This window comes from Nitrospirillum viridazoti CBAmc (genome assembly GCF_000730165.1).
GTDB classification, from domain to species: domain Bacteria; phylum Pseudomonadota; class Alphaproteobacteria; order Azospirillales; family Azospirillaceae; genus Nitrospirillum; species Nitrospirillum viridazoti.
The window spans coordinates 1723538-1737009 of record NZ_CP022110.1; the positions used below are offsets into that span (position 1 = coordinate 1723538).

The 13472-nt window shown below is 68.3% G+C and carries 14 protein-coding genes; 7 read left to right on the top strand and 7 right to left on the bottom strand.

Annotated features, from left to right (window positions below; genetic code table 11):
* Nucleotides 1-8 precede the first annotated feature (8 nt).
* From pyrG to tpiA, 3 genes are all read right to left on the bottom strand, one after another.
* Nucleotides 9-1640 (bottom strand): CTP synthase, encoded by a 1632-nt coding sequence (gene pyrG, locus Y958_RS07940; RefSeq protein ID WP_088871573.1) that lies wholly within the window; start codon nt 1638-1640, stop codon nt 9-11.
* 105 nt (nt 1641-1745) lie between these two features.
* Nucleotides 1746-2177 carry a preprotein translocase subunit SecG gene (gene secG / locus Y958_RS07945; protein WP_088871574.1) on the bottom strand — a complete coding sequence of 144 codons (432 nt, stop codon included), beginning with the start codon at nt 2175-2177 and terminating at the stop codon, nt 1746-1748.
* A gap of 124 nt (nt 2178-2301) precedes the next feature.
* On the bottom strand, nt 2302-3051 hold the full coding sequence (gene tpiA / locus Y958_RS07950; RefSeq protein ID WP_088871575.1) for a triose-phosphate isomerase: 750 nt from the start codon (nt 3049-3051) through the stop codon (nt 2302-2304).
* A gap of 314 nt (nt 3052-3365) precedes the next feature.
* On the opposite strand from tpiA, the gene Y958_RS07955 reads away from it, so the two are divergent.
* Together Y958_RS07955 and trpE are read left to right on the top strand one after the other, a co-directional pair.
* On the top strand, nt 3366-5249 hold the full coding sequence (locus Y958_RS07955) for a peptidylprolyl isomerase (protein ID WP_186291114.1): 1884 nt from the start codon (nt 3366-3368) through the stop codon (nt 5247-5249).
* 6 nt (nt 5250-5255) lie between these two features.
* Complete coding sequence (gene trpE, locus Y958_RS07960; RefSeq protein ID WP_088871577.1) at nt 5256-6782, top strand: anthranilate synthase component I; 1527 nt, start codon at nt 5256-5258, stop codon at nt 6780-6782.
* Between the two features lie 70 nt (nt 6783-6852).
* On the opposite strand, the gene Y958_RS07965 is transcribed toward trpE, so the two are convergent.
* From Y958_RS07965 to Y958_RS07980, 4 genes are all read right to left on the bottom strand, one after another.
* The gene (locus Y958_RS07965) at nt 6853-7125 is read right to left on the bottom strand and encodes a BrnA antitoxin family protein (protein ID WP_088871578.1); all 273 of its coding nucleotides are present in this window, start codon (nt 7123-7125) and stop codon (nt 6853-6855) included.
* Nucleotides 7094-7375, bottom strand: coding sequence for a BrnT family toxin (locus Y958_RS07970; RefSeq protein ID WP_088871579.1), 282 nt, complete (start codon nt 7373-7375; stop codon nt 7094-7096). Before Y958_RS07970 ends, Y958_RS07965 begins: the two co-directional genes overlap by 32 nt.
* Before the next feature lie 262 nt (nt 7376-7637).
* Nucleotides 7638-7841, bottom strand: coding sequence for a heavy-metal-associated domain-containing protein (locus Y958_RS07975; protein WP_088871580.1), 204 nt, complete (start codon nt 7839-7841; stop codon nt 7638-7640).
* Between the two features lie 36 nt (nt 7842-7877).
* Complete coding sequence (locus tag Y958_RS07980) at nt 7878-8987, bottom strand: divergent polysaccharide deacetylase family protein (RefSeq protein ID WP_088871581.1); 1110 nt, start codon at nt 8985-8987, stop codon at nt 7878-7880.
* Nucleotides 8988-9234: 247 nt separating this feature from the next.
* Between Y958_RS07980 and Y958_RS07985 the strand changes: the two genes are divergently transcribed.
* From Y958_RS07985 to Y958_RS08005, 5 genes are read left to right on the top strand one after another with little or no spacing between them, the layout of a single operon-like run.
* The gene (locus tag Y958_RS07985; RefSeq protein WP_088871582.1) at nt 9235-9858 is read left to right on the top strand and encodes an anthranilate synthase component II; all 624 of its coding nucleotides are present in this window, start codon (nt 9235-9237) and stop codon (nt 9856-9858) included.
* The gene (trpD, locus tag Y958_RS07990) at nt 9855-10931 is read left to right on the top strand and encodes an anthranilate phosphoribosyltransferase (RefSeq protein ID WP_088871583.1); all 1077 of its coding nucleotides are present in this window, start codon (nt 9855-9857) and stop codon (nt 10929-10931) included. Before Y958_RS07985 ends, trpD begins: the two co-directional genes overlap by 4 nt.
* Nucleotides 10932-10943: 12 nt before the next feature.
* A complete protein-coding gene (trpC, locus tag Y958_RS07995; RefSeq protein WP_088871584.1) occupies nt 10944-11759 on the top strand; it encodes an indole-3-glycerol phosphate synthase TrpC in 816 nt (271 codons plus the stop codon).
* Nucleotides 11760-11761: 2 nt separating this feature from the next.
* Nucleotides 11762-12253 carry a cyclic pyranopterin monophosphate synthase MoaC gene (gene moaC, locus Y958_RS08000; RefSeq protein ID WP_088871585.1) on the top strand — a complete coding sequence of 164 codons (492 nt, stop codon included), beginning with the start codon at nt 11762-11764 and terminating at the stop codon, nt 12251-12253.
* Nucleotides 12254-12268: 15 nt separating this feature from the next.
* Nucleotides 12269-13468 carry a molybdopterin molybdotransferase MoeA gene (locus tag Y958_RS08005; RefSeq protein WP_088871586.1) on the top strand — a complete coding sequence of 400 codons (1200 nt, stop codon included), beginning with the start codon at nt 12269-12271 and terminating at the stop codon, nt 13466-13468.
* The last annotated feature ends 4 nt before the right edge of the window (nt 13469-13472 follow it).

A 13472-nucleotide genomic window follows, 5' to 3' on the forward strand; every position in this document is an offset into this window, starting at 1 on the left:
TGCCCTGCTTAAACCAGCCGGCTCTGCGCGATGGCGGCGCTGATGAAGCTGGTGAACAGCGGGTGCGGCTCGAACGGCTTGGACTTCAGTTCCGGGTGGAACTGCACGCCGATGAACCAGGGGTGCGACGGGATCTCGACGATTTCCGGCAGCTCGCCGTCGGGCGACAGGCCGGAGAACTTCAGGCCCACCTTCTCCAGCCGGTCCTTGTAGGTGATGTTCACCTCATACCGGTGGCGGTGACGCTCCTCGATATGGTTGGCGCCGTAGACCTCCGCAACCTTGGTACCCGGCAGCAGCTGGCAGGGATAGGCGCCCAGCCGCATGGTGCCGCCCAGGTCTCCCTCGGCGCCGCGCTTCTCCATCTCGTTGCCGCGCACCCACTCGGTCATCAGGCCGACCACGGGATGCTTGTACTTGTGCCCGAACTCGGATGAGCCCGCGTCCTCCAGGCCCGCCAGGTGGCGGCTGGCCTCGATGACCGCCATCTGCATGCCGAAGCAGATGCCGAAATAAGGCACGTTGCGCTCACGCGCGAACTGGGCCGCGCGGATCTTGCCTTCGGACCCGCGCTCGCCGAAGCCGCCGGGAACCAGGATGCCGTGCACCCCTTCCAGCCGCTGCACGGCGCCGCCGCCCTCGAAGATTTCGCTATCGATCCAATCCAGCTTGACCTTGACGTTGTTGGCGATGCCGCCGTGCGTCAGGGCCTCGGCCAACGACTTGTAGCTGTCCAGCAGGCTGGTGTACTTGCCGACCACGGCGATGGTGACCTCGCCCTCCGGCTGGCGGACACGGGCGGCGATCTCCTTCCAGCGGGAGAGATCCGGCGCCTCGTCGGCCGGCAGGCCGAAGTAGCGCAGCACCTGCTCGTCGAAGCCCTGCTCGTGATAGCTGACCGGCACGTGGTAGATGGTGTCCACGTCCAGGGCGGCGATCACCCGCTCCTGCCGGATGTTGCAGAACAGGGCGATCTTGCGGCGCTCGTTCTCCGGAATCGGACGGTCGGAGCGGCACAGCAGGATGGACGGCTGGATGCCGACCGACAGCAGCTCCTTCACCGAGTGCTGGGTGGGCTTGGTCTTCAGCTCACCCGCCGACGGGATGTAGGGCAGCAGGGTCAGGTGGATGAACAGCGCCCGCTCCGGCCCCAGATCGTTGCCCAGCTGGCGGATCGCCTCCAGGAACGGGGTGCTCTCGATGTCGCCGACGGTGCCGCCGATCTCGCACAGGATGAAGTCCTCATCCTTCACGTCGCCCAGGATGAACTCCTTGATGGCGTCGGTGACGTGCGGGATCACCTGCACGGTGGCGCCCAGGTAGTCGCCGCGGCGCTCCTTGGCGATCACGTTGGAATAGATGCGGCCGGTGGTGATGTTGTCCGTCTGCCGGGCCGAGACGCCGGTGAAACGCTCGTAATGGCCCAGATCCAGGTCGGTCTCGGCGCCATCGTCGGTCACGAACACCTCACCATGCTGGTAGGGGCTCATGGTGCCGGGGTCGACGTTCAGGTAGGGGTCGAGCTTGCGCAGGCGGACCTTGTAGCCACGGGCCTGGAGCAAAGCACCCAGAGCGGCCGACGCCAGTCCCTTACCCAAGGAAGAGACCACGCCGCCGGTGATGAAAATGAAGCGCGTCATGGAAGCCTAGTTTAGCTAAAGGCCGCATGTCGGGCCAACGCGAATGCGCCGGCCCCCCGAATTGAAAGAGGCGGCTTTCGCCGCCTCCGTTAGTGTCGCCTGCCTTTACTGGCCGGTCGGAACTTTGGGCTCGCCAGAGGTGGGAGCCGGGGAGGTGGTCGCCGGTGCCGGCTGCTGCGCCGCCGGAGCGCCCGCAGGGGCCGCCGGCTGGTCGCCGGAGGGCACGGTGCCAGGCGCGGCACCCGGGGCGGGCGCGGCCGGGGCCGGAGCGGCGGCGGCCGGCAGCTTGTCGAACACCGAATCGTGGTGCGTGGCCGCGCGGTTCAGCAGGGCCAGCACCAGGCTGGTCACCAGGAAGGCGCCGAAGAGGATGGAGGTGGTGCGGGTCAGCAGGTTGGCGCTGCCCCGGGCCGTCATGAAGCCGCCCATGGTGCCGCCGCCCATGCCCAGCCCGCCACCTTCAGAGCGCTGGACCAGGACGACACCGACCAGCGCGATGCCGATCAGAATGTGCAAAACCAGGACGACGGTGGACATCGAAGCAGCAATCCTATCCAGCAGGCCAAACAATGGTTATGGCAAAACATGAAATAGCCGGCCGCCCCGTCCGGGGGCGGCCGACCTGCTCGCGCATCTCTTTACCCAGTCCGAACCCGGGGCGCTAGCGGCAAGTTTCCGCGATGGCCCAGAATTCGTCCGCCTTCAAGCTGGCGCCGCCAACCAGGGCCCCATCGACATCGTCGATGTGCAACAGGCTGGCCGCGTTGTCCGGCTTAACGGAACCGCCATATAAGATGCGCACCGCGTCCGGCTGATCAACCAGCGTTGCGAGACGTCCCCTGATCATGGAATGCATGGCTGCCACGTCCCTGGGCGTGGGCGTGCGCCCCGTGCCGATGGCCCAGACGGGCTCATAGGCCACCACGGTGTTGGCCGCCGTGGCGCCTTCGGGCATGGAATCGTCCACCATGCGGGCGATGACGTCCATGGCGCGGCCGGCGTCGCGCTCCGCCTCCGTCTCACCCACGCAGACGATGGCGATCAGGCCGGCGCGGTGGGCGGCGGCGGCCTTGGCCCTCACCTCCACGCTCTGCTCGCCATGGCCCTGCCGCCGCTCGGAATGGCCGACGATGACGTAGCGGCAGCCGGCGTCGGCCAGCATGGGGGCCCCGATGTCCCCGGTGTGGGCCCCCGAATCCTTGCCATGGCAATCCTGGCCGCCGACGCTGACCGGCGCGTCGGACACGGCCTGGACCACGGTGTGGATCAGGGTGGCGGGCGGGCACAGCAGCATGTCGAAAGCGACGTCACCCGCCCCCAGCATGCGGCCGGCGAGGTCGGAGGCCAATGCCGTCCCCCCTTCCCGCAGGCCGTGCATCTTCCAATTACCGACAATGAATTTGCGGCGCATTTCCTTTGTTCTCCCCGAGTTTAACGCACTCAAAAGGGAAGCATCCGCGCGGGGGCCTTTTAGGTTTGGGTGGCCCGCCTTGTCACGGTTGTCCCTGTCGTCATGCTGTAACAGTCATGGGCCGGCATTTCCATGATTCAGGCCGTGACAAGACCGTGAGTCGGCACGTCCGGCCCATGCGCGTCGCCCGCCCAACCATCTATTGCCGCCCCCGCCCCCTGCTTCTATGATGCCGCGCCCTGATGGGAGGGTGGGATATCCAGGGCTCAGGCCCTGTTCCCACTGACAAGCAATTCGCAAGACGCAGCAGGCACATGCTTCAGTTCATCCGCAAATTCTCGGGCTCATGGTTCTCCAAGATCCTGTTCGTGTTCCTGATCATCAGTTTCGGGATCTGGGGTGTGGGACGGGTGGGCACCACCGTCAGTGACCAAGCTGTGGCCCGCGTCGGCGACACCGAGATCACCCCGCAGGATGTGGACCGCGCCTTCCGCCAGCAGATGAACCGGCTGCGCCAGACCATGGGGCCGGAGCTGACGGCCGAGCAGGCCAAGCAGATGGGCCTGATGCGCGCGGCGCTGCAGGACGAGATTCAGCGCGCCCTGATCAAGCAGGCGACGCACGACTTCGGCCTGCGCGTCTCGGAACAGGCGGCGGCGCAGAAGATCGCCGAGATGCCGGTGTTCAAGGACAAGTCCGGCCAGTTCGATCCCCTGCTGATGCGGGCCCTGCTGCGCCAGAACCAGCTGACCGAGGAAGAGATCGTCGGCGAGGTGCGCGAGGACATGGCCCGCACCGAGGTGACGGAGGCCCTGGCCGCCGGCATCCGCGTGCCCCAGACCCTGGCCCGTGACCTGGTGCGCTATCGCGGCGAGCAGCGCGGGGCGGAGACGCTGTTCGTGGCCGACAAGGCCATGCCGGACCCGGGCACGCCCGACCAGGCGGCGCTGGAGGCCTTCCACAAGGCCCAGGCCGTCCGCTACACCGCCCCGGAATACCGCGCCCTGACCGTCGTCACCCTGTCCACCGACGCCATCGCCAAGACCGAGGAGGTCAGCGATGACGACCTGAAGAAGGCCTATGACGCCCGGTCCAAGGAATTCGTGAAGCCGGAACGCCGCGACCTGGACCAGGTGCTGGTCGACACCAAAGAGCAGGCGGACAAGGTGGCGCAGGCCGCCGCCGGCGGAAAGTCGCTGGCCGACGCCGCCAAGGCCGCCGGCGTGTCCATGCTGCCGCTGGCCAACATCACCAAGGCGGACCTGCCTGCCGAGTTGCAGGACATCGCCTTCTCCCTGCCCCAGGGCAAGGTGTCGGAACCGGTGAAGAGCGGTTTCGGCTGGCACGTCGTCGCCGTCACCAAGATCGTCCCCGGCAGCACCCAGACCCTGGACCAGGTGAAGGCCCAGCTGGTGGAGCAGGTGAAGGCCGAGCGCGCCACTGACCAGCTGTACGACCTGTCGAACAAGCTGGACGATGCCATTTCCGGCGGCGCCTCCCTGGAAGAGGCCGCCAAGAAGGTGGACGCGGCGGTGACCAAGATCGCCGCCGTGGACCGCGAGGGCAAGGACCCTGCCGGCAAGCCGGTGACCGGCCTGGCCGTCCCCATCGCCAAGGTGGTGCAGACCGCCTTCGGCCTGGCCTCGGGCGACAACAGCAGCACCACCGAGGGCGAGCGCAACAAGAGCTATTTCGCCGTGCGCGTGGACAGCGTGCAGGCCCCGGCCCTGAAGCCGCTGGACCAAGTGAAGGATCAGGTCATTGCCGACTGGAAATCCTCCAAGCGCGACGAGGCCGCCAAGGCCAAGGCCAAGGACATCGCCGACAAGCTGAAGGCCGGCGCCACGGCGGAGCAGGTGGCCAAGGAGACGGGTGCCGTCTACACCCGCCAGCCGCCCGTGGGCCGCACCCCACCCAAGGATAGCCCCCTGACGCCGGAACTGGTGGACGCCCTGTTCACCCTGAAGCCGGGTGAAGTCACCACCGGCGCCGCCGCCGACGGCCAGATGGTGGTGCGCCTGGCGGCATTGGTGCCCATGCCGGAACCGCTGCTGGCCGACCGCGCCACGGTGGCCGCCAAGCAGCTGCGCGACGGCGTGGCCGGCGACCTCTACGTCCAGTTCCTGGACGCCCTGCGCCAGCGCTATCGCATCACCGAGAACCGGACGCTGCTGCAGCGCCTTGAACACCAGGAGTAAGGCGTCGTGACCCCCTTCCCCGATGAGACGGCCTTCGGCACGGCCTACGCCGCGGGCCAGGCGCAGGTCGTCTGGACGCGGCTGGTCAGCGATCTGGAGACGCCCGTCGCCGCCATGCTGAAGCTGGCGCAAGGGCGCCCTTTCTCCTTCCTGCTGGAATCGGTCACCGGCGGCTCCGTCCGCGGCCGCTATTCCCTGATCGGGCTGAAGCCCGACCTGATCTGGAAGAGCAAGGGGACCCAGGCCTGGATCAACCGCCGGGCCGCCACCGACCTGGCGGCGTTCGAGCCGCTGTCCGCCGCCCCGCTGGACGCCCTGGCCGACGTGCTGGAGGAGAGCCGCATCGACCTGCCGGCCCACCTGCCGCCCATGTCGGCCGGCCTGTTCGGTTATCTCGGCTACGACATGGTCCGGCTGATGGAGAAGCTGCCGGAGAAGAACCGGGACGCGCTGGGGGTGGAGGACGCCGTTCTCATCCGCCCCACCATCATGGCCATCTTCGACAGCATCGAGAACGTGGTCACCCTGGTGACTCCGGTACGCCCCCAGGCCGGGGTGTCGGCAGAGGCGGCCTACCTCGCCGCCAGGGAACGCCTGGCCGACGCGGTGGCCGACCTGGACCGGCCCCTGCCGGTGGGGCATGACGCGGGCAGTGAGATCGAGGCCCTGCCCGACCCCTCCTCGAACATCAGCCGCGCCGACTACCACGCCATGGTGGAGAAGGCGAAGGAATACATCCGCGCCGGCGACATCTTCCAGGTGGTGCCCAGCCAGCGCTTCTCCGTCCCCTTCGCCCTGCCGCCCTTCGCGCTGTACCGCGCGCTACGCCGCATCAACCCCTCGCCCTTCCTGTTCTTCCTGGATTTCGGCGACCTGTCGGTCGTGGGCTCCAGCCCGGAGATCCTGGTGCGGCTGCGCGACGACACCGTCACCATCCGCCCCATCGCCGGCACCCGCCGCCGCGGCAAGACCCCGGCGGAGGACAAGGAACTGGAGGCCGACCTGCTGGCCGATCCCAAGGAGCTGTCAGAGCATCTGATGCTGCTGGATCTCGGCCGCAACGACGTGGGCCGGGTGGCCGAGGTGGGTACGGTCACGGTGACCGAGCGCTTCACCATCGAGCATTATTCCCACGTGATGCACATCGTCTCCAACGTTGAGGGCAAGCTGGACAAGTCCCGCTTCAACGCCATCGACGCCCTGGTGGGCGGCTTCCCCGCCGGCACGGTCTCCGGCGCGCCCAAGGTGCGCGCCATGGAGATCATCGAGGAGCTGGAAGGCACCCGCCGCGGCATCTACGGCGGCTGCATCGGCTATTTCGCCGCCAACGGCACCATGGACACCTGCATCGCGCTGCGCACCGCCGTCATCAAGGACGGCGTCATGCATGTGCAAGCCGGCGGCGGCGTGGTCGCGGACAGCGATCCCGAAGCCGAATACCAGGAGACCGTGAACAAGGCCAAGGCCCTGTTCAAGGCCGCCGAGGAAGCCGTGCGCTACGCCCAGGAAAAGCGGTCGACGCGGAACATCTGAGGCTTAGGTTCAGTGTTTTTGGAAGGGGCGGTCCCAACGGGCCGCCCCTTCCTGATTCCTGGCTCAGAGTTTAAGCCGCGCTGTCTTTCAAAAGACGGCGAAGATCTTCATTAAGCCGGGTCTGCCAACCGGCGCCCGTGCCTCGGTAATGGTCCAGGATGTCCTGGTCCAAGCGAATGCTGACGGCCTGCTTGACGATTGCCGATTTTGGACGACCGACACGACGAACCTGACCAGTCGCCAACGCCTCATCCAAATCCGGAATTGTGTCTGGATCATCAGCCGCGGCCGCCTGAATGTCGGCATCTTCCTCAGGGGTGGGATATGCCAATCTCTTGGACATAGCGTGCTATCTCTCTGCTATTGGCCTTACGAGCTGAAATAAGGCGCCGGCCTTCAGGACGCTCGGTGAACACCACGACATGGACGCGGTTCCCTAAGAGGCCCAAAGCGATCAGCCGAACCTCGCCGTATTCCTGACGCAGGTCCTCAACATAGATCGCGTTAGCCCAATCGAATGCATCCAGGCTGATGAAATCCACGCCATGCTTTTCAAGATTGGCCTGGCGTTTGGCTTCGTCCCAGATGTCCATGCTCTAATTTCGTATATACGATAATACGGCAAACACCATTATTGTATATACGAAATCACTTATTGTCCCCATCCACCAATGTCATCAACGCATCCCTCAACGGCCCCGGTAGTTCCGGATCCACCGCGATGGTTTCAGCGGCGAATCTCCACCCCTGCCGGAGCCAGCAGGGCCGCCGCCATCAGCACGGCGGTGTTGGACGAGACCGCCCGCAAGCTGCCGGACAGGGCCAGGATACGCATGGTGCCGCTCAACCGAACTGTCAGACAGGGCCGACGAAGTCGAAGCCGGCATCCTCGACGGCCCCCCTCACCTGGGCGCCGTCGGCGGGACCGGTGACGGTCACCACACCCGCCTCCACATCCACGTCGACCTCGGCCGCTGGCGCCACGGCCTGGATGGCCTTCGTCACCGAGCGTGCGCAGCCCTGGCAGGTCATGCCGTCGATTCGATAAGAAGCACTCATCTCGCTCTCCAACTGCCGCCGGTCAATTAATGATCTTTATGTGCCGCCAGGCGTGGCCGCTATGACGGCCGTCAATGGCACAAGGGTGAAGCCCTTGGCGGCCAAGGTGGGCAACCAATGCTCCAACGCGGTCAGGGTCACGTCATGCGGGTGGCCGATGGCGACGGCGGTGCCGTGGCGGCGCGCCACCTCCTCCACCTTGGCCAGCATGGCCTGCACCGCCTTGGGCGACTGGTCGTCGTCCAGGAAGACATCGCGGCTGACCAGCGGCAGGCGGTAGCGCGCGGCCAGTTCGGGCCCCTTGGTGTCCGGGGTGGTGCGGCTGTCCAGGAACATCAGGCCCCGGCGGGACAGTTCGGCCAGAACGATGGACAGCTTGCCCTCATTGGCGGTGAAGCGGCTGCCCATGTGGTTGTTGATGCCGACATAGCCGTCGAACGACGCAAGATCGGCCTCCAGCCGGCGCTGCACCTCCTCGTCACTCAGGTTCACGGTCAAGGCGCCCGGACCGGGATCGGCCTTGCCCACCGGCTCCATGGGCACATGCACGATCAGCTCATGCCCCGCCGCCTTGGCGGCCCTGGTCTGGTCGGCCAGGTCGTGGGCATAGGGCAGCCAGGCGGTGGTGACCGGCCCCGGTAGCGCCACGGCGCGGGTGGAGCGCGGCCGGTCCACACCCAGGTCGTCGATCACCAGCACGATGCGGGCATGCGCCGCCCCCGGCGCCGGAGCCGCCATCTGGGGCGACGGCACGGCGTTGCGCCGCCAGGCGGCGCCCCCCTTGCCCGGCTCCACCTTCGGCGGTTCGGTCTTGGGAGGAGGAGCCGGCGGCGGCGTCACCGGTGCCTCGGCATGCTGTTCCGGCGGCGGCACGGGGGGAACCGGCGGCGCGCTGGGCAGACGGGGGCTGGTCTTGCCCGTCCCCGATGGCGGCGGTGCCGTCGCCACCGTGGGCTTGTGCGGATGACGATTGCCCAGCACATAAGCGCCCAGCAGGGCCACGATGGCCGTCAGGCCGACGATACCCGCCAGCTGCGCCCGAGTAAGGCTGATCCTGGCGCCCTTGCGCCGCCGGGCAGGCGCGCGCTTGGGGGTCTTTTGTCCCGGCCGCCCCAAGGGCGGCGGCGGGGTGACGCGGCGGGGCATCAGCGGAACCGTCTGTTGTGGAAAACGGATGTGGTGGAAACGGTCATGACTGCCCCTTCGCGCGCGTGGCCGGTTGTGGTGAGGGCCGGCCACCAGTACTGCTACAGCCCCGCTGATGCTGGCAATCTCCAAGGTGGAGTATGCCGCTTATCGGACCCGCACCCAATCCGGTTGCCCTGCGCGCGGCCTCAGGACTAGTGTAGGCCACCTTTGGCCACGTCCAATTCCCCAAACGGGTTCCCAGATCATGCTGCTGCTCATCGATAATTACGATAGCTTCACGTACAATCTCGTCCATTACATCGGCGAGCTGGGCGCCGACGTGGCCGTTTGGCGTAACAATGCCCTGAGTGTGGATGACGCCCTGGCCCTGAAGCCGGAGGCCATCGTCCTCTCCCCCGGTCCCTGTGATCCCGACAAGGCCGGCATCTGCCTACCCCTGATCACGGCCGCCGCGGAGCGGGGCATCCCCCTGCTGGGCGTCTGCCTGGGCCACCAGGCCATCGGCCAGGCCTTCGGCGGCCGCGTCATTCGCGCGCCGGTGCCCATGCATGGCAAGGTCAGCCAGGTAACCCACCGGGGTGAAGGCGTCATGAAGACCCTGCCCACGCCCTTCGCCGCCACCCGCTACCATTCCCTGATCGTGGAGCGGGAGACCCTGCCGGCGGAGCTGGAATCGGTCGCCTGGATCGAAGGAGGGGCGGAGGACCAGATGATCATGGCCCTGCGCCACCGCACCCTGCCCATCCATGGCGTGCAGTTCCATCCCGAGAGCATCGCCTCCGACCACGGCCACCAGATCCTGGCGAACTTCCTGGATTTCGCCGGCGTGGCACGCAAGGTCGTCAAGAAGACCGGCCTGGCGGCATGAGCGGTGACATCGGTGACATGAAGGCGCTGCTCGGCCGGGTGGCCGAGGGCAAGCGCCTGTCGGAGGATCAGGCCCTGGCCGCCTTCGACATCATCATGTCAGGCAACGCAACCCCATCCCAGATGGGGGGCTTTCTCATGGCCCTGCGCGTGCGCGGCGAAACGGTGGACGAAATCACGGGCGCGGTGCGGGCCTTGCGCGGCCGCGCGGCCCGTATCGACTGCCCGCCGGGCACCATCGACACCTGCGGCACCGGCGGCGACGCCAGCGGCACCTACAACATCTCCACCACCGTGGCCTTCGTGCTGGCCGCCTGCGGTGTGCCGGTGGCCAAGCACGGCAACCGCGCCCTGTCGTCCAAATCCGGCGCCGCCGACGTGCTGGGCCAGCTGGGCGTGAACGTGGAGGCGGAGCTGGAGGCCGTGCGCACCGCCCTGTGGCAGGACGGCATCACCTTCCTCATGGCCACCCGCCACCACGGCGCAATGCGCAACGTGGGCCCGACGCGGGTGGAATTGGGTACCCGTACCATCTTCAACCTGACCGGCCCCCTATCCAACCCGGCGGGCGCAAAGCGCCAGTTGATGGGCGTGTTCGCCGAGCGCTGGGTGGAGCCGCTGGCCCAGGTGCTGAACCGCCTGGGCACGGAGGTCGCCTGGGTGGTCAGCGGCGAGGACGGACTGGACGAGATCACCACCACCGGCGCCACCCACGTGGCGGAGCTGCGCCACGGCGCCATCCGCCGCTTCCAGGTGACGCCGGAGGACGCCGGACTGCCCCGCGCCCATCCCCAGGATATCCGGGGCGGCGACGCGATGGAGAACGCCCGGGCCCTGCGCGCCGTGCTGGCGGGGGAAAAGGGCGCCTATCGTGACATCGTGCTGATCAACGCCGCCGCCGCCTTGATCGTCGCGGACAAGGCCACCACCTTGCCTGACGGCGTGGCCCAGGCGGCCCAGGCACTGGACGATGGCCGCGCCGCCGCCAAGCTGGCGGCCCTGGCCCATCATTGCCCCCTGCCGCCCCCGGTGGCAGAAGAGCCCCTTGCCGCCCCCGGCGGCGGAAGAGATTGAAGGAGCGCGCGCATGAGCGACGCAGCAGACGTCCTGGCCCGGATTTGCGCCGACAAGCGTGAGCATATCGCGGCCTGCAAAGCCGCCCGCCCCCTCGCCGAGGTGGAACGGGCCGCGCGCGACACCGGCCCTACCCGGGGCTTCGCCCGCGCCCTGCAGGCCAAGGTGGATGCCGGCCTCTACGCCCTCATCGCCGAGATCAAGAAGGCCAGCCCCAGCAGGGGCCTGATCCGGGAGGATTTCGATCCCCCCGCCCTGGCCCGTGCCTATCAGGAGGGCGGCGCCGCCTGCCTGTCGGTGCTGACCGACGTGCCCTATTTCCAGGGGGCAGACGAGTATCTGGTGGCGGCCCGCGCCGCCTGCGACCTGCCGGTGCTGCGCAAGGATTTCATGCTGGACACCTACCAGGTGGCCGAGGCCCGCGCCCTGGGCGCCGACTGCATCCTGCTGATCATGGCGGCGCTGGACGACGCCCAGGCGCTGGAGCTGTATGACGCCGCCACCGGCTGGGGCATGGACGTGCTGGTCGAGGTGCACGACATCGAGGAGATGCGCCGCGCCCTGGCGCTGCCCGGCGGCCTGCTGGGCGTGAACAACCGCAACCTCAAGACCCTGTCCATCGACCTCGCCACCACCGAGATGCTGGCCGGCATGGTGCCGCCGGGCCGCCACCTGGTGGCGGAGAGCGGCCTTTATCACCCGCAGGACCTTCTGCGCATGGAGATCGTGGGCGCCCGCCGCTTCCTGGTGGGTGAATCGCTGATGCGCCAGGCCGACGTGGCGGCCGCCACCCGCGCCCTGCTGGGCCTGGACAAGGCCGTGGCGTAACCATGTCGGAGAACAGCGGCTTCACCCATTTCGACGCCGCCGGCCGGGCGGTGATGGTCGATGTCTCCGACAAGGCGGAGACGGAGCGCCTGGCGACCGCCCGCGGCCGCGTGGTCATGAAGGCGGAGACCCTGGCCCTGATCCAGGCGGGCCAGATGGGTAAAGGCGATGTGCTGGGCGTGGCGCGGCTGGCCGGCATCATGGCGGCCAAGCGCACGCCGGACCTCATCCCCCTCTGCCACCCATTGGCCCTGACCAAGGTGACGGTGGACCTGACCTGCCTGCCCGAGGACAACGCCGTGGAGATCGAGGCCACGGCCAAGTTGAAGGGCCGCACCGGCGTGGAGATGGAGGCGCTGACGGCCGTTAGCGTCGCCGCCCTGACGCTGTACGACATGTGCAAGGCGGTGGATAAGGGCATGGTCATCGCCGACATCCGCCTGATCGCCAAGGATGGCGGCAAAAGCGGCCCCTTTCGCGCAGAAACCCCCTGAACCACAGGTCCTGCCATGATCCCCGTTGACGAAGCGCTGGCCCGCATCCTGGCCCAGTTCCAGCCCCTGGCCGGCGAACTGGTGGGGGTGGGCGAGGCGGTGGGCCGCGTGCTGGCCGCCGATGTCGTGGCGCGGGTGACGCAGCCGCCGGCCGCCGTCTCTGCCATGGATGGCTGGGCGGTGCGGGGATCGGACCTGGGCACCCTGCCCGTCACGCTGGCCCGGATCGGCGAGGCGCCGGCCGGCCGGCCCTTCGCCGGCACGGTAGCGCCGGGCCAGGCGGTGCGCCTGTTCACCGGCAGCATCATCCCCGACGGCGCCGACACCGTGGTGCTGCAGGAAGACTGTGACGACCTGGGCGGCGGCGTGCGGGTGCGCGAGGGTACGCCTGGCCGCTGGGTGCGCGCCGCCGGCCTGGACTTCACCGCCGGGACCGTGGGCCTGAAAGCCGGCCGTCCCCTGACCGTGCGCGACGTGGCCCTGGCCGCCGCCATGAACCACCCTTTCCTGACCGTATACCGCCGGCCCCGCGTCGCCATCCTGGCCACGGGCGACGAGGTGGTGATGCCGGGGGAGCCGCTCGGCGCCGGCCAGATCGTCAGCAGCAACGGCCTGGCGCTGGCCGCCCTGGTGCGGCGCCATGGCGGCACCCCGGTCAACCTGGGCATCGCGCCTGATGACGCCGATACCCTGGCGACCCTGGCACGGGGGGCGGCCGGATGCGACCTGCTGGTCACCACCGGCGGCGCCTCCGTCGGCGAATACGACCTGGTCCGCGACATGCTGGGCGGCCAGGACTTGGACCTGGATTTCTGGAAGATCGCCATGCGGCCGGGCAAGCCGCTGATGTTCGGCCGCTTGGGGGGCACGCCCCTGCTGGGCCTGCCGGGCAACCCCGTCTCCAGCCTGGTGTGCGCCACCCTGTTCCTGGTGCCGTCGCTGCGCCGCATGCAGGGGCTGGCCGCGGCGGAGCTGCCCCGGGCGCGCGCCGTGCTGGCCAACGCCTTGCCCGCCAACGACCGGCGGCAAGACTATCTGCGCGCCACCCTGACGGCCGGCGACGGTGCCCTGCCCGCCGTCGCGACCTTCACCCAGCAGGACAGTTCCATGCTGAGTCGCCTAGCGGCGGCGGATTGCCTGATCATCCGCCCGCCCCACGCCCCTGCCGCCGAGGCCGGCACGGTGGTGGACATCGTCCCGCTGGACGGGATTTAAGGCC